Source organism: Mucilaginibacter rigui, from assembly GCF_014773275.1.
Classification (GTDB): Bacteria; Bacteroidota; Bacteroidia; order Sphingobacteriales; family Sphingobacteriaceae; genus Mucilaginibacter; species Mucilaginibacter rigui_A.
This window is the reverse complement of sequence record NZ_JACWMW010000001.1, coordinates 1,500,028-1,524,240: the sequence shown is the minus strand read 5'-3', so window position 1 is coordinate 1,524,240 and position 24,213 is coordinate 1,500,028. Positions and strand designations below refer to the sequence as shown.

The 24,213-nt window shown below is 41.2% G+C and carries 14 protein-coding genes; 13 read left to right on the top strand and 1 reads right to left on the bottom strand.

Annotated elements, in window-relative coordinates:
* Positions 1 to 158 precede the first annotated feature (158 nt).
* Genes recR through IDJ75_RS06800 form a run of 3 tightly spaced genes read left to right on the top strand, consistent with a single transcriptional unit; the run spans position 159 to position 2,418 of the window.
* Positions 159 to 773 carry a recombination mediator RecR gene (gene recR / locus IDJ75_RS06810; protein ID WP_191174820.1) on the top strand — a complete coding sequence of 205 codons (615 nt, stop codon included), beginning with the start codon at positions 159 to 161 and terminating at the stop codon, positions 771 to 773.
* 6 nt (positions 774 to 779) lie between these two features.
* Positions 780 to 1,619 (top strand): glycosyltransferase, encoded by an 840-nt coding sequence (locus IDJ75_RS06805; RefSeq protein ID WP_224746505.1) that lies wholly within the window; start codon positions 780 to 782, stop codon positions 1,617 to 1,619.
* A complete protein-coding gene (locus IDJ75_RS06800) occupies positions 1,603 to 2,418 on the top strand; it encodes an SDR family oxidoreductase (protein ID WP_191174818.1) in 816 nt (271 codons plus the stop codon). The genes IDJ75_RS06805 and IDJ75_RS06800 overlap by 17 nt, the downstream gene beginning before the upstream one ends.
* Before the next feature lie 127 nt (positions 2,419 to 2,545).
* On the opposite strand, the gene IDJ75_RS06795 is transcribed toward IDJ75_RS06800, so the two are convergent.
* Positions 2,546 to 3,487 (bottom strand): ion channel, encoded by a 942-nt coding sequence (locus IDJ75_RS06795; RefSeq protein ID WP_191174817.1) that lies wholly within the window; start codon positions 3,485 to 3,487, stop codon positions 2,546 to 2,548.
* A gap of 285 nt (positions 3,488 to 3,772) precedes the next feature.
* On the opposite strand from IDJ75_RS06795, the gene trpD reads away from it, so the two are divergent.
* From trpD to IDJ75_RS06745, 10 genes are all read left to right on the top strand, one after another.
* The gene (trpD, locus tag IDJ75_RS06790; RefSeq protein WP_191174816.1) at positions 3,773 to 4,762 is read left to right on the top strand and encodes an anthranilate phosphoribosyltransferase; all 990 of its coding nucleotides are present in this window, start codon (positions 3,773 to 3,775) and stop codon (positions 4,760 to 4,762) included.
* A 4-nt stretch (positions 4,763 to 4,766) separates the two neighbouring features.
* On the top strand, positions 4,767 to 5,399 hold the full coding sequence (locus IDJ75_RS06785; RefSeq protein WP_191174815.1) for a phosphoribosylanthranilate isomerase: 633 nt from the start codon (positions 4,767 to 4,769) through the stop codon (positions 5,397 to 5,399).
* On the top strand, positions 5,383 to 6,564 hold the full coding sequence (gene trpB, locus IDJ75_RS06780; protein WP_191174814.1) for a tryptophan synthase subunit beta: 1,182 nt from the start codon (positions 5,383 to 5,385) through the stop codon (positions 6,562 to 6,564). The genes IDJ75_RS06785 and trpB overlap by 17 nt, the downstream gene beginning before the upstream one ends.
* Before the next feature lie 227 nt (positions 6,565 to 6,791).
* On the top strand, positions 6,792 to 9,221 hold the full coding sequence (locus IDJ75_RS06775) for an ABC transporter permease (protein WP_191174813.1): 2,430 nt from the start codon (positions 6,792 to 6,794) through the stop codon (positions 9,219 to 9,221).
* Positions 9,222 to 9,270: 49 nt separating this feature from the next.
* Positions 9,271 to 11,685 (top strand): ABC transporter permease, encoded by a 2,415-nt coding sequence (locus tag IDJ75_RS06770; protein ID WP_191174812.1) that lies wholly within the window; start codon positions 9,271 to 9,273, stop codon positions 11,683 to 11,685.
* Positions 11,686 to 11,766: 81 nt separating this feature from the next.
* The gene (locus IDJ75_RS06765; protein WP_191174811.1) at positions 11,767 to 14,163 is read left to right on the top strand and encodes an ABC transporter permease; all 2,397 of its coding nucleotides are present in this window, start codon (positions 11,767 to 11,769) and stop codon (positions 14,161 to 14,163) included.
* A gap of 32 nt (positions 14,164 to 14,195) precedes the next feature.
* Positions 14,196 to 16,580 (top strand): ABC transporter permease, encoded by a 2,385-nt coding sequence (locus IDJ75_RS06760; protein WP_191174810.1) that lies wholly within the window; start codon positions 14,196 to 14,198, stop codon positions 16,578 to 16,580.
* A gap of 80 nt (positions 16,581 to 16,660) precedes the next feature.
* A complete protein-coding gene (locus IDJ75_RS06755; protein ID WP_191174809.1) occupies positions 16,661 to 19,114 on the top strand; it encodes an ABC transporter permease in 2,454 nt (817 codons plus the stop codon).
* Positions 19,115 to 19,169: 55 nt separating this feature from the next.
* Positions 19,170 to 21,575, top strand: a complete 2,406-nt coding sequence (locus tag IDJ75_RS06750; protein WP_191174808.1) for an ABC transporter permease — start codon at positions 19,170 to 19,172, stop codon at positions 21,573 to 21,575.
* 57 nt (positions 21,576 to 21,632) lie between these two features.
* Entirely contained in the window at positions 21,633 to 24,041 is a 2,409-nt protein-coding gene (locus tag IDJ75_RS06745; protein ID WP_191174807.1) for an ABC transporter permease, read from the top strand.
* Positions 24,042 to 24,213: the final 172 nt, after the last annotated feature.

Sequence of the window (24,213 nt, the reverse complement as noted above, 5' to 3'; positions counted from 1 at the left end):
GATATTAATTAATTTTTACTTTAAATACAAGGTTAGTGTTTTAAATATAAAATATTGATTTACAGCGCATTAATTTGTTCCATTTATTGCACTTGAAAATGGGACAGGCGGGTATTTGCCGGTTATGTAGCATCGGCTAAAATATGTAAATTCGTGCTATGAATTTTTCATCGAAGTTGCTGGAGGATGCGGTTGCCGAATTTGCAAAATTACCGGGCGTAGGGCAAAAAACCGCGTTGCGTTTAGTACTGCATTTGCTTAACCGCGATAAGGAGGAAGTGCAAAAATTCAGCAATGCCGTGAGTAAGCTGCGTAACGAGATCCAGTTTTGCCAATCCTGCCATAACATATCAGACCTTAAGGTTTGCGAGATCTGCGCATCACATAAACGCGATCATAGCCTTATTTGTGTAGTAGAAGATACCCGCGACGTAATGGCGATAGAGAATACTAACCAATACAACGGTGTTTACCATGTTTTAGGTGGCTTAATATCCCCAATGGATGGCATTGGCCCGGGCGATTTACAGGTAGATACCCTGGTAGAAAGGTTAAAAGAAAATGGGGTAAAAGAGGTTATTTTTGCCCTAAGTGCAACAATGGAAGGCGATACCACCATCTTTTACCTGCACAAACGTTTAAAACAATTTGCAATAAATATCTCAACTATTGCCCGTGGCATAGCTTTTGGAGGTGAATTAGAGTACGTGGACGAAATTACTTTAGGACGATCTATCGTAACACGTGTACCGTACGAAAATTCATTATCCTGATAGCTTATGAAAATCTCCGTCATCGTAGTTAACCATAACATGTGTATGCTTTTAAAGCAAACCCTGCTTACCTTAACAAGGGCTTGTAAGGATATTGATTATGAGTTGATTGTGATTGATGATGCATCGGTTGATAAGTCGCAAAAGATGTTGCAGGAGGAATTTTCAGAAGCCAAACTAATCCTGAATAAAGCCACCGTTGGTGTGGCAAAAGCCCGCAATCAGGGTATTGAGCAGGCAACCGGAGAGTATGTTTTACTGGTCAATGCGGATACAATTAGCGGCAAAAAAACGATAGAGCATGTACTTGAATTTATGGATGCGCATAATGATGCCGGTGGTGTTGGTGTGCGTGCGCTTAGCCCGCGCGGAAACTTCCTGTCCGAGTCAAGAACCGGCTTTACCCGTGCCTGGGGCGGCTTGTTAAAGCTTACCGGCCTGGCCAAATATTTCCCAAAATCGCGCTTGTATAAAAATGATGACACCTGGGTAGAAGAAGAAGAGTTTGCAACAACTGAAGTTGATGTAATAAACGGCGCGTTTATGCTGTTGCGCAAGTCTGTTTTAAACAAAATAGGCCCGTTAGATGAGCGCCTGGCCATGTTTGGGCATGATATAGACCTGTCGTTCCGTATTCGTTTAGCAGGTTATAAAAACTATTACTTCCCAAAAACATATATTCTGAATTTCAAGAATCAGCAAAATTCTAAATTAAGCTGGGGCTATATCAGGCACTTTTATGGTGCTATGATTATATTCGCTGCGAAGTATTTACTGCACATGCCCAATATAAAAATACCGGGCATCCCGCAAATCTTCGCCCCGAAGTATGAAATTGAAAGATAAGGTTGTTATCATCACCGGTGCATCATCCGGAATAGGCAAAGCGCTTGCTATAGAACTGGCCCGGCGCGGTGCTAATTTAGTATTAGCGGCACGCCAATATGTTACCCTTTGTGAAATAGCCCAGCATCTTCAAAATCAACATAATATTAAAGCCGTTGCCGTGCAATGTGATGTTGCTGAAGAGGAAGATTGCGCCGCTCTTATCAAACAAGCTATATTAACTTTCGGCAGGGTAGATGTGCTGGTAAATAATGCCGGTATCTCTATGCGCGCGCTTTTCAATGACCTCGACCTGAAAGTAATGAAAAACCTGATGGACGTTAATTTTTGGGGCACTGTTTACTGCACAAAATATGCCCTGCCCGAAATCACCAGAACCAAGGGAAGCATTGTAGGTATTTCATCAATTGCCGGCTATAAAGGTTTGCCCGGCCGCTCCGGCTACTCGGCATCAAAATTTGCCATGAATGGTTTTATGGATGCTTTGCGCATAGAGAATTTAAAGACGGGCGTTCACGTAATGGTGGCCAGCCCGGGGTTTACGGCATCAAACATCCGTAATACTGCGCTCGATAAAAATGGTGTACAGCAAGGTGAAAGTACTTTAGAAGAAGAAAAAATGATGACCGCCGAACAGGTGGCTGTTATCATAGCTGATGGTATACAAAACCGTGCGCGTACCCTTATCATGACCCCGCAGGGAAAGCTTACCGTATTTTTAAGCAAGTTTTTACCTGCATTTTTAGATAAGCAGGTGTTTAAGGTTTTTGCTAAAGAGAAGGATCCGTTGTTAAAATAATCAATAAAATGGTGACACTATTTTGTCAGTAGTGAAAATGTATAATACTTATTATTAGTATATTACAAAAAAAAATGGTGTTCACGGCAGTGAACGTGAACGCTTTTGGCAAACTAACTATCAAATATTAAACCTTGTCATACTCACTTATCTTACTCATATCCAATTCTATCCTGCCATCTTCATCCCTGCTAAACATAGGGACGAATTTTGCATTCCAAACCATATCATGTGCAGTGTACGAGGTACGGGAATGTACCGTTTGCGAAAACGTATCGTCGAAAGCTTTCAGTAACACCGAAAAACTCACCTGGTAGGTTTCTAAGTCTTCATATATCATATCTATCAGCGGGCTGTTGGCATCCAGCGGGTGTACTATCGTCCAGTTAAGGGTAAGCAGACTTACATATTTACGCTCAAGATCCAATGTAAAAAAGCGGCGGGTGGGTTTGCCATCCACAAATTCGTTGTACGAGAAAATTACCTCTACCTCCAGATCAATCAATACATTCTTTCTGATATTAGCCAACCTGAACATCAGGCCCCTGCCATTTTCTTTGTAGGGTGCGATCAAAATATTATCGCTGTAAATTATTTTTGCTGATGGTTTTGAGAAACGGCCATATAGCAAACCCGTTGCTAACGCAAAGGCCAGCAAGCCTATCATCGATTCGAAAGCTGCCACGCTATTAGCTACCACACCCCGCGGACTAATATGCCCGTAACCAACGGTAGATATAGTTTGCGCCGAAAAAAAGAACGCATCCAAAAAATGACTGCCGGTTGTATCGCCTGATGCCCCGTCGAGGCTATCCATGCCTATCAGTACATATATTGATGAAAAAATTAAGTTGGCAGCTAAATATCCGCTTAATACAACCAACCAAAATTTACCCCAACTCATTTTGATGAGGGTATGGTAATTATCGGCAGTATTAAAACGGGAGAGGCCGCGGCGCTTTACATTAACCGATCCATCTTTATTAACAAGCGGTTGGTTTTTAATAACTGGTTGCGGGCCAAAGCCAAGGTCTTTTTCGGGGTTAGTTTGCTGCTTGTGTATGGCCATCTGTTAATTAGTGAATGACTGAATTAGTGATTGAGTGAACAACCTGAATATCCGGATTTTGTAATCGCTAATTCATTAAATCACTAATTGCGCTCTGTAAAAATATCATAATGCTTGCTTTTAGTGAAAACAATTTCCATATTTGCTTTAACAAAATGAAAGCGCAAATATTAAACAACAATTGGTGGTGGCTTAACGAGAATTCGTAAGGCAGCCTCATTTTTTGTTTTTTTATAAAATATACAGAAGGGTTGCCACATGGTAACCCTTTTTTTATGCCCTGATATGAAAAAAATACTCAACCACCTTTTTGAACATAAAACCTTTACCCGCGAGCAATCAAAAGAAATTTTGAAGGATATTGCTCAGGGGAAATTTAACAACTCGCAAATGGCCGCGTTTATGACGGCCTACTGTATGCGCAGTATTACGGTTAACGAACTGGAAGGCTTCCGCGATGCCATGCTGGAACTTTGCCTGCCTGTAGATTTGCAAAATGGCGAACTGATTGACCTTTGCGGCACTGGTGGCGATGGTAAAGACACTTTCAATATTTCAACCCTTGCTTCGTTTGTGGTAGCAGGGGCAGGTTATAAGGTAGCTAAACATGGTAACTACGGGGTATCATCGGGTTGCGGTTCATCAAACGTGATGGAGCATCTGGGCTATGTGTTCACCAACAATACTGATTCGCTTAAACGTAGTATTGATAAAGCGAACATCTGCTTTCTGCATGCGCCGCTATTCCATCCCGCCATGAAAACCGTTGCGCCAATTCGCAGGGAATTAGGAGTGAAAACCTTCTTTAACATGCTTGGCCCATTGGTAAACCCGGCTAAACCACAAAACCAGATGGTGGGTGTTTTTAACCTGGAACTGGCAAGGATCTATGCCTACCTGTATCAAAAATCTGACGTAAAATACACTATACTGAACGCACTTGATGGTTATGACGAGATCTCACTTACCTGCGATTTTAAAACATTCTCTGCCGATGGCGAAAAGATAAACACCATTGAAAGCCTTGGATTTACCAAACTGAATGAAGACCAGATAACCGGCGGGCACACCGTAAGCGATTCGGCCGATATATTTATGAAGGTGCTGAACGATGATGCCAGCGTTGCCCAAACCAGCGTAGTGCTAAGTAACGCTGCTATGGCCATTAAAACCATTCATCCTGAAAAAAGCTTTGCAGATTGCTTTTATGAAGCGGAGGAATCGCTCACTGCGAAAAAAGCGCTAAATAGCTTTAAAACCCTGATAGCTAACTAAAATCATGAAGATTAAGATTTGTGGCTTACGCGATCCGGAGAATATTAAAGCTGTTGAAGCTTTAGCGCCCGATTATATGGGGTTTATCTGTTATGATAAATCGCCGCGGTTTATTAGTGGCATGGAAGATGATGAATTGGTTAATATCAGCACAGGAATCACCAAAGTAGGCGTTTTTGTTGATGAGGATGCCGATAGTATTAGTAAGCTGATATACAAATATAAGTTTGATGCCATACAACTGCACGGCAATGAAAGCCCGGCCTTTTGCGATATGTTTAAGCACGAAGTACAGGTAATAAAAGCCTTTGGTATAGATGAAAACTTTGATTTTGCCAAACTGGACGCTTATATAAACCATGTAAATTATTTCCTGTTCGATACTAAAACACCAGTACATGGCGGTTCGGGGCAAATATTTGATTGGGAAATTTTGAATAAGTATAAACTGAACGTGCCTTTCTTTTTATCGGGCGGGTTAAGCGCAGATAATTTAGAAGAAGTAAAAAAGATAACACACCCGGCATTTTACGGCGTAGACCTGAACAGTAAGTTTGAGCTATCGCCGGGATTAAAGGATATAGATAAACTAACACAAGCATTTAATACAATAAACAGCAATGAAGTACGGAGTTAACGAACAAGGCTATTATGGGGATTTTGGTGGTGCATATATACCGGAAATGCTGTACCCTAATGTGGAAGAATTAAGACAGGAGTACATTAAAATACTAAGCGACCCGGAATTTAAAGCTGAGTTTGACCAACTTTTAAAAGATTACGTAGGCAGGCCTTCGCCATTGTACCATGCCAAACGTTATTCTGAAAAATATGGCGCCAACATATTTTTTAAACGCGAAGACCTGAATCACACCGGTTCGCATAAAATAAACAATGCCATTGGGCAGATATTATTAGCTAAACGACTTGGCAAAAAACGCATTATAGCCGAAACCGGCGCCGGCCAGCATGGAGTAGCTACAGCTACCGTTTGCGCCTTAATGGGCATTGAATGTATTGTATACATGGGCGAAATTGATATGGAGCGCCAGGCGCCAAATGTGGCCCGTATGAAGATGCTGGGTGCCACGGTAGTACCGGCAACATCGGGCAGTAAAACATTGAAAGACGCCACCAATGAGGCCTTACGCGACTGGATAGGCAACCCGGTTGATACTCATTACATTATCGGTTCGGTAGTTGGCCCATACCCATATCCGGATATGGTGGCCAGGTTCCAGTCCATCATATCCGAAGAAACCAAAAAACAGCTTTTAGAACAAACCGGCAGCGAATTACCGCAATATGTAATGGCGTGCGTTGGTGGTGGTAGCAACGCAATGGGCATGTTCTATCATTTTTTAGATGATGAAGAGGTTAAGCTGATAGCCGTTGAAGCAGCCGGTAAGGGTGTTGACAGCGGCCACTCGGCGGCTACTACATTTTTAGGGCGCGAGGGCGTACTGCACGGCAGCCGTACCATACTTATGCAAAGTGATGATGGGCAGGTTGTAGAACCCTATTCAATATCTGCGGGACTTGATTACCCCGGCATCGGCCCGCAGCATGCGCACTTGTTTAAGGTGAACCGAGCGCAATACGTAAGCATCACCGATGATGAATCATTAAACGCAGGCCTGCTTTGCTCACAAATGGAGGGTATTATCCCGGCCATTGAAACCGCCCATGCGCTGGCTTATCTTGAAAAAATGACTTTCGAAAAAAACGATAACGTAGTGATATGCCTCTCCGGCAGGGGAGATAAGGATTTGAATACTTATATAAAGCATTTCGGGTTTTGAGCGATAGTGATTAGTTACCGGTTATCAGTAATTAGTCTTACAGGTTAAGCCCGCGAATAAATTAATAACAAGTAACTAATCACTAACTTACAACTGTATCATAACCGAACACACACTGTTACACTTACGTACATATCGTACATACGTTCATCTATTTAAGTAGTTCATTATTAATATATTAATACTTTGGTATATGTTTTAGCCTTTATAAAACATATACCAAAGCTATGTTTAAAAACCACATCAAAATTGCCTGGAGGAATATCATCCGTCACAAGGCGTATTCCATTATAAATATCTCGGGGTTAAGCGTGGGTATCGCGGCATGCCTGCTCATATTTGTTGTGCTTCAGTTCGAGCTGAGTTACAATAACTTCCACAAGAACTTTAAAAACATATATCATATAGTTACCCAGCAGAACGAAGCTGATGGTACTACATATAATCCCGGCGTATCCATACCCGCTGTTGATGCTTTACGTACAGATTTTCCACAGTACAAGTTTGCCGCGCTAAACTCAAGTTATGGCAGCCAGATCACTGTTCCGGGGGCCAATTCAACCAATTTAACCGATAGCAAAAAGTTTACAGAAAGCATCGGCGTTTTTTTTATAGAGCCGCAGTTCTTTGATATTTTTGATGCGGAATGGCTGGATGGTAGTAAGCAGGCACTTGCCGAGCCTAACATGGTGGTTATAGATCAAAAAACAGCCACCAAATATTTTGGTGACTGGAAAACCGCCATGGGCAAAACCCTTAAAATGGATAACCTGCTTGATTTGAAGGTAGCAGGCGTTATAGCTAACTCGCCGGAGAACAGCGACATCCCTTTACGCGTTTTGGTATCATACATCACTGCCAAACAACACCGTAATGAATATGGTATGGTAAGTGACTGGCACTCTATAAGCAGTAACCACCAGATATTTACACAATTGCCGGCCAATGTAAGCGCCGAAAATTTTTCTAAACAACTGGTAAACTTCACCAGCAAAAATACCGATCTAAACAAAAAGAAACAGTTTAGAATACACCTGTTGCAACCACTTGGTGATATGCACTTTGATACCCGTGTAGGTAACACATTGGGCGACCACATGACCAGCCGTGCTACGCTTAATACATTAACGTTTATTGCCATACTCATAATAATTATGGCATCTATCAACTTTATTAACCTGTCTACTGCCCAATCTGTAGGCCGTTCAAAAGAAGTTGGTATCCGTAAGGTTTTAGGCAGCAGCCGTAAACAACTAATAGCACAGGTAATTGGCGAAACATCCCTTATCATTTTTGGCGCAGTAATATTGGCTGTTGCAATGGCTAAAATTGCATTGCCTTATCTTAAAAATATAGCCAGCGTACCCGATGATATCTCCCTGTTAAGCATGGGTTCGGTCTTATTTCTGGTAGTTACCATGATTGTGGTGATATTATTGTCGGGCGTTTACCCGGCTATGGTAGTATCGGGCTTTAAACCGGTATTGGCGCTTAAAAATAAAATTACTGCAGCATCAATAGGCGGTATACCTTTACGCAGGGCTTTGGTAATAGCGCAGTTTGCTATTGCCCAGTTGCTTATCATCGGCACTATAGTGGCCGTTAACCAAATGAATTTTGTGAACGAGGCCGATCTGGGCTTTAATAAAAGCGCGGTGCTGGTAATACCCGGCTCGTCAGACAGTATCAGCCTGAGTAAAATGCAAGCATTTAAACAACAGCTTTTGCAAAACCCGCAGGTTAAATCGGTAACATTTGCATCAGATGCCCCATCGTCTGAAAATAACTGGGGTACAAACTTTTATTTTGACCACTCTGAAAAAGACCCGACATTTAACACCTTCCTGAAATATGGTGATGCCGATTACTTTAAAACATATGGCTTACAGTTTGCAGCAGGCAAAGGCTATGATGTAAGTGATACCATAAGGCAGGTTGTGGTTAATGAAACATTTATTCATAAACTGGGCATCCAAAAAGCTGAGAACGCTATAGGTAAAACCGTACGCTTGGGTGGCCGCGGAACATGGGCACCCATAACTGGTGTTGTAAAAGATTTTAAAACCAATTCGCTGCGTGATGCCGTTAAGCCGATCGTAATATCGCCCAGCAAGAAATTCGAGAGCCAGATAGCACTCAAAATAGAAACCAAAAACCTGACAGCCACAGTTGCCACCTTGCAAAAAATGTGGGAAAACACTTATCCTGAATATGCGTATAACGGTTTCTTTTTGGATGAAAACATTGCCCAGTTTTATCGCCAGGAAAACCAGTTGGCTATGGTTTACAAGATATTCGCTTTTATAGCCATTTTTATTTCATGCCTTGGCTTATATGGGCTGGTATCGTATATGGCGGTACAGCGCACAAAAGAGGTTGGTGTGCGCAAGGTATTAGGGGCTTCTGTATACAGTATTGTGCTGTTATTCTCAAAAGAATTTATGATACTAATAGCTATATCATTTGTGATAGCCATGCCGGTATCATGGTATATGATGAGTAACTGGTTGCAAAATTTTGCCTACCGTATACCATTAACCGCTGGCGTATTTGTGCTGGCAATTGCATCCTCAATAATAATAGCCTGGGTAACGGTTGGTTATAAAGCCGTTAGGGCAGCGCTGGTAAACCCCGTTAAAAGCTTGCGTAGCGAGTAATTGAGATACATATACAGACTTAAGATTTAGAATTTAGAATTTTCATGACATGATCAGAAATTATTTTAAAACGGCCTGGCGTAGTTTATCACGTAACAAAAGTTACACCATCATCAATGTTATAGGTTTAGCCGTAGGTGTGGGCGCCTGCTTACTTATATTTTTGGTGATAAATTTCCAAACAAGCTTTGATAACTACCATACACAGAAAGACCACATCTACCGTGTATTGGCTAAGCGCACATCATCTGAGGGAGTAAAGTATCGTGCCGGTGTACCATTCCCAACAAGCAGGGGGATGCGGGTAGATTATCCGCAGATACCGCTCATTGGGTCGATATTTGACGATGATAATAAACAAATGAGTATTACTTCGGCAAGTGGGGAAATAAAAAGATTTAAAGAACAGGATGTGTTTTTTACTGAACCACAGCTTCTTAAAATATTTGATTTTGGCTGGCTTGAAGGTGATAAGAAAAATGCCCTGGTAGAGCCTAATACCATATTAATAAGCCAAAAGATAGCCGAAAAATATTTCGGCAATTGGGAAGCCGCAATGGGAAAAACCATTAAATACGATAATAAATTAGACCTGAAAGTTACGGGCATACTAAAAAACCCACCCACAAATACAGACCTGCCTATCAATATTGCAATATCTTACAGCACCCTTAAATACACTGATTACAAAGATAATCAGGAGGATTGGGGCAGCACATTTGGGTCGCATTCCTGTTTTGTTTTGTTACCCAATAACATAAGCGAAGCAAATTTTAACCAAAACCTGGTGGCATTTATTAAAAAGCACAAACCCAATGATGTTAAAAGGGATGCCATGCTTCTGCAACCATTATCACAAATGCATTATGATACCCGTGCCGGGCTTTACACCGGCCAGGTGTTTAGTAAGGACCTGATTAAAGCGTTAAGTCTTATAGGGTTATTTTTGCTGATCATTGCTTGCGTAAACTTTATAAATCTTGCTACTGCACAGGCTGTTAACCGCTCTAAAGAGGTTGGTATCCGCAAGGTATTAGGTAGCCAGCGTAAAGAGCTTATATTACAGTTTTTAAGCGAAACTTTTATTATCACCTTATTTTCTATAATTGTTGCTATAGCTTTAAGTGAGCTTTGCCTACCCGCTTTAAACAAATTGCTGGATATTCAACTTACCCCATCTTTTGTTACAAACCCGGTAGTGCTATCATTCCTGGTAGCTGTTTTGGTTGGTGTTACGTTATTATCGGGTGTATACCCTGCGTTAATATTATCAGGTTTTAACCCAATTACCGCACTTAAAAACAAAATTAGTAGCAGGCGTTCAAATGGTATAACCTTAAGAAGGAGTTTGGTTGTATTACAATTTGGTATTGCACAGGTTTTAATAATTGGCACTATCGTAATTATAAGTCAACTAAACCACTTCAAAAATTCAGCTCTAGGCTTTGATAAAGAAGCCATTATAACCGTTACCATGCCAGGCGACAGTTTAAGCCGTTTAAAAATGAATGCGCTTAAAAGTGAAATACTACAACAACCCGGGGTTAAGGGCTTAAGTTACAGCTTTGCCAGTCCATCCGACAATATGAACTGGGGCAGCCCAATTAAATATGACAATGCCGAAAAGGAGACTGACTTTAGAGTAAATATGAAATGGGCTGAGGCTGATTATTTTAACCTTTATAACATGAAGTTTGTTGCCGGCCGGCCTTATATAAAAAGTGATACAGTAAGAGAATATGTAGTTAATGAAACATTACTTAAAAACCTTGGCGTAACCAACCCTGAAGATGCTATTGGTAAAACCATTAATATATGGGACGATAAAAACCTGACACACAAAATTGTTGGGGTTGTAAAAGATTTCAACGTTTCGTCCTTACGCGAACAGATCCCGCCTGTTATTATGGCATCATGGAACGGCCAGTACCAGATAGCTAACATCAAGCTAAAATCAACCAATGTTAAGCCAACACTGGCTACTATTGAAAAGCTTTGGACGGCGGCATTTCCCGAAAATGTTTATGAATACAAGTTCCTGGATGAAAAAATAGCAAGCTTTTATAAGAAGGAAGATCAATTATCGCAGCTTTATAAAATATTTGCCGGTATGGCTATTTTCATATCCTGCCTGGGTTTATATGGTATGGTATCTTTTATGGCTGTACAGCGTACCAAAGAGGTGGGTATCCGCAAAACATTGGGGGCATCGGTAGCTAATATCGTGTACCTGTTCTCAAAAGAATTTACGCTGCTTATTGTTATTTCGTTTGCAATTGCTGCGCCTATTGCATGGTATTTTAGCCATCAATGGCTACAAGATTTTACTTATAAAATAACGCCGGGGGCTGGCATATTCGTTGTTTCAATTGCATCATCCGTTATTATAGCCTGGATAACGGTAGGTTATAAAGCAGTGAAGGCCGCATTGGTTAATCCCGTAAAAAGTTTAAGGAGCGAATAAAAGCTCAGTATAAATAATATTGAGCGAGCCTGGGTTTGGCATTTAAAACGTTTGGTATTCAGTTTTTAAAAAACATATATCATGATAAAAAATTACTTTAAAATAGCCTGGCGCAATCTGTGGAAGAACAAGGTGTCATCGGTAATAAACATTGTGGGCCTAGCCATAGGTATGGCGGCATGTATTGTTATCCTGCTGTTTGTATCGTACGAGAAAAGCTTCGACCGTTTTCATGGTGATAATATAGTTAGGCTTAATGAAGTTCAAAAATTCCCCGGGATGGCCGCATCACAAAAGGTGGGGTTATCAATGTACCCAATGGCAACGGCGCTTAAGGCCGACTTTCCCGAGGTAAAAAGCTATACCCGCGTAAAATGGGACCGCAAATACCAGATGACCTATAACGAAAGACGGGTATTTGTACCTCAGGTATTAGCGGTTGATTCGACTTTTTTAGACATCTTTAATTTTAAGGTGATAAAAGGTAATGCAAAAGATGCTATTGAAAAACCAAACAGCATAGCCATAACCCAGGAAACCGCCGAAAAATTATTTGGTAAAGAAGACCCCATAGGTAAAGTAATAAATCATTTTGGCGGCGATACCTTGAAATTTACTGTGACCGCGGTAATGGCCAACAGCCCCAAAAACTCGCAATTACAGTTTGATGCGTTGTATTCGCTAACCAGCATCCACCAAAAATGGATGGACCGTTGGGGTGGTAATTGGTTAAATACCTATTTAAAGATGGCGCCTGGAACCGATCTGAAAGCATTTGAGGCCAAGATGCCTGCATTTGTTAAAAAACACATGAAACCCGAGCAGGCAACATACTACAAATTGTTTTATCTGCCGCTTAAGGATGTACACGCCGGTTCAACAGATATCGGGCTGGATTATTTGAATTTCCAAAAATTCGATCAAAAATCAACCAACCTATTCGCCATTATAGCTTTTATAGTACTGGTTATTGCTTGTGTTAATTTCATGAACCTGTCTACCGCACGCTCTGCCGACAGGGCAAAAGAAGTAGGTATTCGTAAATCAATAGGGGCAAACAGGCCGCAGCTGGCCTTTCAGTTTCTGGGCGAAACCATTCTGTTATCACTGTTGGCATTAGTGCTTGCACTTGCCCTGGTTGAAATAACTTTACCATATGTAAATAATCTTAGCCTGCGCGATATTTCGCTGCCGGTGTTCACCCAGCCATCATTCCTGCTTGTAGTTTTATTGAGCACTATTGGTGTAGGTATTATTTCGGGCATTTACCCGGCTTTGTTCTTATCATCGTTTCAACCTGTAAAGGTTTTGAAGGGATCGGTTGATACAGGTAAAAACAAAGGCACATTCCGTAATGTATTGGTTGTTGGCCAGTTTACCAGCGCGGTATTCCTGATGATAGCTACCGTATTTGTAGTAAAGCAATTAAAATTTATGCAGGAGAAAGATCCCGGGTTTACCCGCGAGCAGGTGGTTACCGTACCAATGGATAAGATTTCGGGCCAAAAGTATCCGTTATTTAAACAGCAATTATTGGGTAATACCTTAATTGCCGGCGTAACGGCTTCGCAAGATCAGCTGGGCAGTCACCTTGATCAATCAGGGGCAATTTTTCAATATAAGAACGACCCGGTGAGAGAATTAGGTGTTACACAGCTTATTGTAGATAACGACTACATGAGGCTTTATAATATCAAAATAATAGAGGGTAAGGATTTTTCCAAAGATAAATCTGGTAATGGCCGTGAATATATTATAAATGAATCCATGGCTCATGAGCTATTGCGAGACCACCCCAAAGCTGCTATATCTACGCTGATTGGTCAGCGTTTTGGTTTCGATTCGCTTGGTGTAATTACCGGTATCGCTAAAAATTTCAACTTCAATTCTCTTCATTACAAAGTAGAGAACCTTTTAATTGCAAACCAAAGCGATTGGGGGCTTACAACTGCTTCTATTAAAATAAAACCGGGCAAATCAAAAGAAGCCGTTGAGTTTATAAAGGCTACATGGAAAAACATTAACCCCGATTACCCCTTCGAGTATCAGTTTTTGGATGACCATTTCGCGGAAGTTTACCGTGCAGATAACCAGGTAAGTAAAATAGTGGGCATACTTGCCAGTTTAGCTATCCTCATATCATGCCTCGGCTTGTTTGGCCTGGCATCCTTCTCGGCCGAAAAAAGGGTGAAGGAAATAGGGGTGCGTAAGGTATTAGGCGCATCGGTAAAAAACATTGTATTGTTACTATCGGGACATTTTATAAAACTGGTATTAATATCAAACCTCATAGCATGGCCGCTTGCCTGGTATGTAATGAATCACTGGTTGCAGGACTTTGCCTATCGCATTAATATAAACTGGGGCACATTTGTGTTTGTAGCACTGGTATCGGTGTTTATAGCTTTGGTAACCATCAGTTTCCAATCTATAAAAGCAGCAATAGCAAACCCGGTTAAAAGCCTCAGAAGCGAATAGTATTTACTTAAAAATATAAGACCCAAACCACCATGTTAAAAAATCACTTTAAAATAGCCTTGCGTAACCTGTGGAGGCACCGTGTTTTCTCATTCATAAACATCACAGGCCTGTCGGTAGGTATAACGGCCTGTTTCTTTATATTTATGTATGTGACTTTTGAATTGAGTTATGATAAGTTCCATACCAAAGCCGATCGCATATACCGTGTAGTTACCGATATTAAAACACCATCTGAAACTATTAATACTGATGTTACTTCATGGGCATTTGCGCCAAACTTAAAAACGGATTTTCCCGAAATAGAAGCGTTTACGCGTGTAAGCGGCGGTAGTTTTTTAGTTAGAAAAGGGAATGTTAAATTCCAGGAGGAGCGGACACTTTTTGCCGACTCAACCTTTTTTAAAGTATTTGATTTTAAGCTGTTAAAAGGCAATCTAAAAACGGCGTTAACAGCACAGGCAAGCATTGTATTCACCAAAACTGCCGCTAAAAAGTATTTTGGTGATGCCGATCCTGTTGGCCAAACCGTATTAATAACCGGTGATGCTATCCCGGCATTGGTGACCGGTGTAATGCAGGATGTGCCTGAAAATTCGCAGATAAAGGCGGATATGATCATATCTATGGTAACGCTTACACAAAGGTTTAATAAAGGTATTGAAGAGCAATGGGGTAATTATGGCGCAACAAGTTACCTGCTGTTAAAACCGGGCGTAAGTGCTAAAAATCTTCAAAGCAAATTCCCTGCATTTATGGAAAAGCGTAACGGTGAACGAAGCCGCAAATCGCAAATGTTTGCCACTTTACTGCTGGAGCCTTTAAAAGATGTTTACCTGCACAGTAAAAGGGGCGGGCAGGAAGTAGGCAGCATCAGCAATGTTTATATCTTTAGCATTGTAGCCGTATTTATATTGGTGATTGCCTGCATAAACTTTATTAATTTAACTACCGCCCGTTCTGTTGAACGCGCTAAAGAAGTGGGGATACGCAAAGTAGTAGGCGCTTTAAAAGGTGAACTGGCCAGCCAATTTATAGGCGAATCGGTTATATTGTGTTTGATAGCTTTTGTGGTAACCATTATACTATCGGTACTGTTGTTGCCGCTGTTTAACCAGTTATCGGGCAAAATTGTTAGTCCGGGTATATTCTCAAATATCTCTAATGTGCTTATCCTGTTTGGTATATCTGTGTCTATAGGTTTTTTAGCGGGTATATATCCTGCTATGGTGTTATCATCGTTTAAACCGGTTATGGTTTTAAAGGGCAGGTTTTCTACCGGCACAAAGGGTAACTTGTTACGTAAAAGCCTGGTAGTTGCGCAGTTTAGTATCTCTATTGCACTTATCATCGGTACCATCATCGTTTATAATCAAATGGATTTTATGCGTAACCGCGATCTGGGTTTCTCAAAAGATCAAATGGTGGTAATAAATACCAACAGCGATGCAGGTAAAGATGCCTTTCAGCAATCTGTAAAGTCAATACCGGGTGTTAAATCTGTAGCGATGTCGTCGGCTGTACCCGGTGGTGGCAATAGTGGTGCTTATTCAGAGATCGAGAACAAAAAAGGCGATCTGCAAATTGCCAACCTCGACCTTTACTTTGTTGATTTTGATTACCTGAACCAGTTTAAAATAAAAATGGTAGCCGGCAGGCCATTTTCTAAGGATTTTATGACCACAGATACCTCGCAGGCAATGATACTAAACGAAGAAGCGGTAAAGCTATTCGGTTATAGTTCGCCGCAGCAAGCTATTGGCAGGCGATTTAAACAATGGGGCCGCGAAGGTAAAATTGTAGGTGTGATGAAAGATTTTCACTTCCGCTCTTTACAGGAAAAAATAAAACCTTTAAGTATGCGTGTAGAGTTACGCGCACTTGACCTGGTATCTATAAAGGTTGATGCTAAAAACCTGCCTGCAACACTGGCGGCTATTGAAAGTAAGTGGAAGGAAGTTATTCCAAACAGGCCATTCAGCTATTACTTTTTAGATGAGTTTTTTGACAGGCAATACCGCGCAGAACAGCGTTTCGGGAAGCTGTTCTTCAACTTTGCCATACTGGCTATTGCCATATCATGCCTTGGCTTATTAGGCCTGGCATCATACAGCACCTATCAGCGTACCCGCGAGATCGGGATCCGTAAAGTATTAGGTGCCTCTACACCGGGTATTGTAAACATGTTATCGGCAGATTTTATGAAACTGGTAGGGATCTCTTTTTTAATAGCCACGCCGGTAGCCTGGTATTTTATGCACAAATGGCTGCAGGATTTTGCATATCGTATTGATATACAATGGTGGGTGTTCGCAGTGTCGGGCATATTGGCTATGATAGTAGCACTTGGCACTATCAGTTTCCAGGCAATAAAAGCGGCAATAGCTAACCCGGTAAAAAGTTTAAGGAGCGAGTAAGGATAATGAAGCTGTAACTTCTTTTGCATTTTTATCGTCTACAAATAAAGTTTCTGTTTTAGAATTTAAGATTTAGTAATATGATCAAAAATTATTTCAAAATTGGCTGGCGTAACATGATGAAGAACAAGTTCTTCTCATTCATCAACATATTTGGTTTATCGGTAGGGCTGGCATGTTGCATGCTTATCGCTCTGTATCTGAATTACGAAACAAGCTTTGACACACAGCATAAAAATGCGCCTAATATTTACCAGGTAATAACCGCCTTTGTACAAAATGGCAGCAAGCGCATGAAATTGCCAAACACGCCCGCACCAATGGCCGGCGCTTTAAAGCAGGAATACCCCGAGGTTGTAGAAAGTGCCAGGTTGCTAAAGCTTTTTATTGACGACAAAACCATTATACAATACAACCCTGCAAACGGCGAGCGCAAATCTCTGCTTGAGCAAAACGGCTTTCTGGCCGATCAGTCCTTCTTTAAAATATTCACTTATAACTTTACCGAAGGTAATTCGGCAAACGCGTTAACAAGCCCGCGTACTATCGTTATATCAAAAAAAATAGCCGAAAAGCTTTTTGGTAACCAGCCCGCATTAAGTAAAGTTATCCATGTTAACAGCAATACCAACGGTGAGCAGGATTACACCATAACAGGTGTATTTGATGACGACAAAGTGCCATCGCACATTAACGCTAACTTCTTCCTTTCGGTAGGTGGCGGCTCAATGGAGGGGTTTATAAAAAGGCAGGGAAACGATTTTGCCAGCAACAATATGTTTTATACTTACCTGCTGCTTAAACCCGGCACAAACCCTGCATCGCTTCAGGCCAAGCTACCTGCCTTTATTGATAAATATGCCGGAAAAGATCTGAAGAACATGGGTTTCCAGAAAGAACAATCCTTACTTGCCCTGCGCGACATCCACCTGAGCAATGAGGTAGAAAGCAACGTAACAGCGCCTGCAAGCAAAACTTATTTGTATGTACTTTTTTCTATTGCAGCATTTACGCTGATCATAGCCTGTATCAATTTCATGAACCTCTCTACCGCGCGTTCATCAAAACGCTCGTCGGAAGTTGGTGTGCGTAAAGTACTGGGAGCAGAAAAATCAACTCTGATCAGGCAGTTCCTGGGCGAATCTGTTTTGATGACCTTAATAGCTTTTGTATTTGCTATTGTTATCACCCTGATATTACTGCCTTTATTTAACCAGCTGGCCGATAAGAATATTACTCTATCCGTAGATAAAGATTTAGTGCTATTCTTCGAGTTTTTACTGATGGCGCTTATTACAGGGGTGCTTGCAGGCAGTTACCCGGCATTCTACCTATCGTCATTTAATCCTGTAAAGGTGTTAAAAGGCAAGTTAACCAATTCGCTGGCTGTAGTGGCTGTACGTAAAGGATTGGTTGTTTTCCAGTTTATTATTTCGGTGGTACTTATTGTGGCATCGGTTGTTATTGCAAGGCAGATGAACTTTATGCGTACCGCCGACCTGGGCTTTGCAAAAGACCAGCAAATAGTACTGCCTTTACGTACTGCTAACGCTAAGGCAGCATACGCAGCCATGAAAGCAGATCTGCAACAAAACAGCCAGGTAGCATCAATAGGTGCATCAGCCTATTACCCGGGTGTATTTAACCCAAGCGATAACCTTTTGTATCGCGAAGGACAAACCACCGCCGAAGGAAAGCGTACCCGCTTAAATTATGTAGACAACAACTTCTTACAAACGCTTAATATTAAACCCCTTGCCGGCCGTTTATTCTCGCCCCAGTTTGGCGCGGATACTAATAATAACATTATTATCAACGAAAAGGCGGCTAAGGAATTTGGTTTTGCCAGTGCACAAGATGCCGTTAACAAAAAAGTATTAAATAATTTTCAGGGTAATACTAACTCGTTTACCATTGTTGGTGTAGTAAAAGACTTCCATTATGAGGATTTGCACCTGCCGGTAACCCCTTATGGCTTTTTACTAAATACCGGCGGCTATAACTATATGGTGATACATACCAAACAAGGCAACATGGCTGGCATGTTAAAAACAATAGAGGCCAGCTGGAAAAAGTATGACCCGAACGATCCGTTCGATTACACTTTTATGGATGATGATTTCCAGAAGAACTACCAGGCTGATACCCGCCTGGCCGGTATTGTAAGTTATTTTACTGTTGTAGCTATATTAATATCGTGCCTTGGTTTGTTTGGATTGGCAGCCTTTAGCGCAGAACAGCGCACAAAGGAAATTGGTGTACGCAAGGTATTGGGCGCAAGTGTAAGAACCATCGTATCATTATTGTCGGTGGATTTTTTAAAACTGATCATTGCCTCTGTTATTATTGCCTCGCCAATTGCATGGTGGCTGATGAATAAATGGTTGCAGGCCTTTGCATATCGCAAAGATATCGACTGGACAATATTTGCTTATACTGCAACTATCGCGATATTTATTGGTCTTTTAACCATTGGTTCGCAGGCGTTAAAAGCCGCCCTGGCAAACCCGGTAAAGAGTTTAAGGAGTGAGTGAGATTAATGATCAGCGATTAGGCGTAGATAACTTTAGCATTTAGAATTTCCAAAATATGATTCGTAACTATTTAAAAACCGCGTGGCGTAACCTGCTGCAAAACAAAACAACATCGTTAATAAGCATGGTAGGCCTGGCCGTAGGGATATGCTGCTTCCTGCTGCTTACAACCTATCTGATAAATGAGTTACGCTACGACAGGTTTAATGTAAATGCCGACAGGATAAGCAGGTTAACATTTAGTTACAAATCGGCCGATGATAACGAAGCAAAAACTGCGGCTATAACGCCTACAGCGCCCGTCCCGGTTTTTAAGAAAGTGTTTTCTGATATAGAAGATGGTGTTCGTATTGTGAATTACTCTAACATGCGGGCCGCTGTAGTACAGTTTGGTGATAAGGTTTTTAAAGAAAAAAAAATGCTGGCGGCCGATGAGTCGTTCTTTAAAATTTTTACTTTTAAGTTTATACAGGGAAATGCGGCATCGTCTTTATCAAATTCATCATCAATTGTAATTACAGCATCTACTGCCAAAAAATACTTTGGTGATGACAACCCTATGGGTAAAATACTCAAGGTTGACCAAAAGAATAATATGATGGTTACCGGCGTAATTGAAGATGTGCCCGAGTACTCTCAAATAAAGTTTGATTTGATGGCAAGCTACGCTATGATGCCACGTTCGTTAACACGTGCCTGGGATTCATCAAACGATTACTCTTACATCCTTTTAAAACCAGGTGCGGATAGGGTAGCGGTAGCCAAACAAATGACTAACTATATTACTAAAGACAGGCCACAATCAGGTAATAAAATGTGGTTTAGTTTAGAACCCTTAACTAAAGTACATTTATATACCACAGCAACGTATGGTTTAGAACCATCTGGTAATATTAAATACGTTTACATTTTAGGGTTTGTTGCGGTAATATTACTAATACTGGCCTGTGTTAATTTCCTTAATTTAGTTACAGCCCGATCTGCAGAACGTGCCAAAGAAATTGGTGTACGAAAGGTAATGGGCGCTATGCGCGGGCAATTATTTAGTCAGTTTATCATTGAAGCAGGCATCATCACCTTGTTTTCTATAGCAATAGGTGTGGCGTTACTGGCGGGTTTATTTCCTTCATTTAGTACGTTTACAGGCCAGGCTTTAGGTTTCCAAACATGGAACCTGTCATGGCTGCTAATGGCATTGGTTGCTTTATTTATGTTGGTTACATTACTTGCCGGTACATATCCGTCATTATACTTATCGGCATTTAAGCCTATTGTTACGCTTAAGGGTAGCGCATCATCGCAGGCAGGCGGCGTAATGTTGCGAAAATCATTGGTGGTTTTCCAATTTGTGGTATCGGTATTCTTTATCATCAGTACCATTATTGCAGGCAACCAGCTACACTATATACAAAGCCTTAATACAGGTATAAACCGCGAACAGGTTTTAGTACTTGATATTGGTGGCATGCCTTATACCAAAATAGAATCGTTTAAAACCGAAATTAGCCAGCAAACAGGTGTATTAGGCTCTACGGCCAGCTATGATTCGCCCGTTAACGTAGGTGGCGGGTATTCCATTAATACTGCCGAAGGCAAAAACTCCGATTATAACTTATTCGTAACCGCTATCCCGGTTGAAAAAAGTTTCACCAAAACTTTAGGTATTAAATTAGTTGCAGGCAGCGATCTTGATATTGGTGATGAGCAACAGGTGCAGGATACCGCTTCTGCCAAAAGGCGCTATAGCTTTATTTTAAATGAAACAGCTGTTGCCGCAATGGGATGGAAGCCAGAACAAGCCATTGGTAAAAAAATAGGTTTAAATGGCCGTATGGGTACCATCAAAGCCGTAGCAAAGGACTTTAATTTTGCGTCGCTGCATGAAAAAATTACGCCTATTGTGATGTTCCCCGAGTATGATTGGTTTGGTAAGCTGCTTATTAAAACATCGGGTAAAAACACTGCTAATACTGTTGCCGCTATACAGGCCAAATGGCATAAATTTTATCCAAACGCACCTTTCGAGTATCATTTCCTCGATCAGGAGTTTGATGCCATGTACAAAACCGACCAGCGTACCGGTGGCATACTTACCGCATTTACCGTGGTAACCATATTTATATCATGCCTTGGCTTATTTGGTTTGGCTGTATTCTCAACCCGCCAACGCATCAAAGAAATTGGTATCCGTAAGGTATTAGGTGCAGGCGTAGTGAGTATTGTTGGCTTAATATCGTTCGATTTTATAAAACTGGTATTAATAGCCATCCTGATCTCTTCACCAATTGCCTGGTACGCCATGAATAGCTGGCTGCAGGACTTCGCCTTCCGTATTGATATACAATGGTGGGTGTTTGTAATTGCAGGCGGTACAGCGGCACTTATAGCATTTTTAACGGTGAGTTATCAATCTATAAAAGCAGCATTATCAAACCCTGTTAAAAGTTTACGGTCAGAGTAGGTTAATGACCAATTAGCTGCAATTGTTTTAGAATTAGTACTCAGAATTTCTTCCAATATGTTTAAAACCAATCTTAAAATTGCCTGGCGCAGTTTGTGGAAACACAAAGCCTATTCGTTAATAAACATTATAGGTTTAAGCACCGGCCTGGCTGCCTGCCTTATTGTAGCCACTGTTGTAATTGATGAGTTATCGTACGACCATCAATGGACAAAAGGCGATAATATTTACAGGGTACTATCTGTAAACAGCAGTGTAAAAGGTGCCGAAAAAATGCCTGTTACTTTTTCGGGCTTTGGCCCATCGGTTAAAAAGGATATGCCCGAGGTGGTCGATTATTGCCGTGCATCAGTAAGGAACGAAAGGCTGCAACTGGGTAACTACAAAGAAGGGATAGCCTTTAAAGCCATAAAAGCCGAAACAAGTATATTCCGGATGTTTGATTTTAACGTATTGCAAGGCAACCCTCAAAAATTTGTAAAGGGTTATACCAATCTTGTTATCAGTAAAAAGATCAGCGACCAGTACTTTCCGGAGCAAAACCCATTAGGTAAGGTGGTTTATAATCTGCCTGAATATGGTAAGCCGGGGCAATATATTATCACGGGGGTTATTGAGTCCATGCCGCAAAACACACACTTAAGGGCCGATATTATTACACTAAATGAGTACGCCGCAAGCGAAAATACTTTACCTGTGAGCGGTTATTTTACGTTCGAACCTGTATATGTTTTATTAAAACCCGGTACCAATGTTAATCACCTTACCCAAAAAGTAAACAAATGGTATGAAAAGGGGATGGGTAAAAAGGGTGATTTCAGTACGCAATTTCAGCCATTAAAAGATGTATACCTGAAGTCGGATTTCCCGGCGGTGCAGGATATACACGGCAGTATAAAAAACGTGTACATATTTTCGGCAGTGGCTGCTTTGCTTTTGCTGATCGCTTGTATCAACTTTGTAAATCTTACCATATCGCGTGTGTTTAACCGCGCTAAAGAAACCGGTGTGCGTAAAGTATTGGGCGCAGGTAAAATGCAATTGCTGGTACGCTTCCTTTCAGAGTCGGTTTTATTTTTTGTGATCTCGTTCCTGCTGGCAATTTTTGCATACCCTTTTTTACTTAAACCGCTCGAAACCTATTTGGGCCACCAACTGGTGTCCAATTTATATAGTTCGGCCTATTTATTTATCACTATTTGCATGGTGCTTTTAGTAAGCTTTTGCACTGGTTTATACCCGGCCTGGTTTTTATCCCGGCCAAAGCCGGTGGTGATACTAAGAGACAAGATCTCATCAGACTTGCAGCTAAACTTCCTGAAAAAAGCTTTGGTAGTTGGGCAGTTCGTCATTTCGGTAACTATTATTGGCATTACGTTTATCGTACATAACCAGATCAACTTTATGAACCATAAAGATCTCGGGTTCGATAAAAACAACGTCCTAAATATAAGCTATACTGAATGGGGCAAAAGTGCAGGGAGCTTTAAGCAACAAATTAAAGAGATACCAGGTGTAGAAAGCGCAAGTATCAGCGATTGGTACCCAACATCAGGCGCGGGCAATATGTCGCGCACGGTAAAGATCCGTAACGAAAAAATGGATGTGTTTTTCATCCAGGGCGATGCTGATCTGCCTAAGGTTTTAAAACTACAGCTAAAATCCGGACGTGTGTTTGACCCATCGTTGAGTACTGACGCTATGGATGCAGACTCGTTAATGAGCGGCAGCAGCAAACAAACTATGGCCTTAAAAGCCATTGAGCCTTTATTGATAACTAACTATACCGCGGGCCTGCTGGATATGAAACTGAATAGCAAAAACGATAAGTTTGAAGGTATCCCTGTGGGCATCGTAAAAGATTTTTACAGTGAATCGCTCCATAACAAAATTAAACCTACAGTAATACAGGCAGTAAGCAACCCGCAATGGGGAGCAATGCTTGTGCGGGTTAAACCAGGTACCGAAAAACAGGTTTTAACCGGCATAGATAAACTGTACAAGCAATATTACCCTGAAAAAGTATTTAAATACGAATGGATAAGCGACCAATTGAATGAACAATACAAAGCCGAATTTAAGTTGCAACAGTTGTTCACTTGCTTTAGCCTGCTTATTGTATTCCTGGCATGCTTAGGCCTGTTTGGGCTGGTAAGCTTTACTGCAGAGCAGCGCGTAAAAGAGATAGGTATCCGTAAAGTATTGGGAGCGGGTATAGGCGATATTGTTGGTTTGATATCAAAAGACTACCTGTGGCTGGTAAGTATCTCTATATTGATTGCTACACCCATTGCCTGGTACGCTATGAGCAAGTGGCTGCAGGATTTTGCTTACCGTATTGATATACAATGGTGGGTGTTTGCCCTTGCCGGCGGCTTAGCGGTTATTATAGCCTTCATCACCATAAGCTTCCAATCAGTAAAAGCTGCATTTGCCAACCCGGTGAAAAGCTTACGGTCGGAATAGAGCGTTAATGAAACAGAGACCGCAGGTTAGGAGTTTATCCTAACCTTTTTTGTTTCTGATTTTCTAACCTTAATCTGTAAATATCAATGTTTAACTAACAACTGTATCATAACCGAACGCACGCTGTACAGAAGCGTACAGTTTTCATGTTTAACAATCAATATAATAATCT

What these genes read in the sequence shown, in the direction of transcription:
- recR (WP_191174820.1), top strand. Translation starts at nt 159, where the DNA reads ATGAATTTTTCATCGAAGTTGCTGGAGGATGCGGTTGCCGAATTTGCA.
- IDJ75_RS06765 (WP_191174811.1), top strand. Translation starts at nt 11,767, where the DNA reads ATGATAAAAAATTACTTTAAAATAGCCTGGCGCAATCTGTGGAAGAAC.
- IDJ75_RS06755 (WP_191174809.1), top strand. Translation starts at nt 16,661, where the DNA reads ATGATCAAAAATTATTTCAAAATTGGCTGGCGTAACATGATGAAGAAC.
- IDJ75_RS06795 (WP_191174817.1), bottom strand. Translation starts at nt 3,487, where the DNA reads ATGGCCATACACAAGCAGCAAACTAACCCCGAAAAAGACCTTGGCTTT.
- IDJ75_RS06745 (WP_191174807.1), top strand. Translation starts at nt 21,633, where the DNA reads ATGTTTAAAACCAATCTTAAAATTGCCTGGCGCAGTTTGTGGAAACAC.
- IDJ75_RS06775 (WP_191174813.1), top strand. Translation starts at nt 6,792, where the DNA reads ATGTTTAAAAACCACATCAAAATTGCCTGGAGGAATATCATCCGTCAC.
- IDJ75_RS06805 (WP_224746505.1), top strand. Translation starts at nt 780, where the DNA reads ATGAAAATCTCCGTCATCGTAGTTAACCATAACATGTGTATGCTTTTA.
- IDJ75_RS06760 (WP_191174810.1), top strand. Translation starts at nt 14,196, where the DNA reads ATGTTAAAAAATCACTTTAAAATAGCCTTGCGTAACCTGTGGAGGCAC.
- trpD (WP_191174816.1), top strand. Translation starts at nt 3,773, where the DNA reads ATGAAAAAAATACTCAACCACCTTTTTGAACATAAAACCTTTACCCGC.
- IDJ75_RS06785 (WP_191174815.1), top strand. Translation starts at nt 4,767, where the DNA reads ATGAAGATTAAGATTTGTGGCTTACGCGATCCGGAGAATATTAAAGCT.
- IDJ75_RS06770 (WP_191174812.1), top strand. Translation starts at nt 9,271, where the DNA reads ATGATCAGAAATTATTTTAAAACGGCCTGGCGTAGTTTATCACGTAAC.
- IDJ75_RS06750 (WP_191174808.1), top strand. Translation starts at nt 19,170, where the DNA reads ATGATTCGTAACTATTTAAAAACCGCGTGGCGTAACCTGCTGCAAAAC.
- trpB (WP_191174814.1), top strand. Translation starts at nt 5,383, where the DNA reads ATGAAGTACGGAGTTAACGAACAAGGCTATTATGGGGATTTTGGTGGT.
- IDJ75_RS06800 (WP_191174818.1), top strand. Translation starts at nt 1,603, where the DNA reads ATGAAATTGAAAGATAAGGTTGTTATCATCACCGGTGCATCATCCGGA.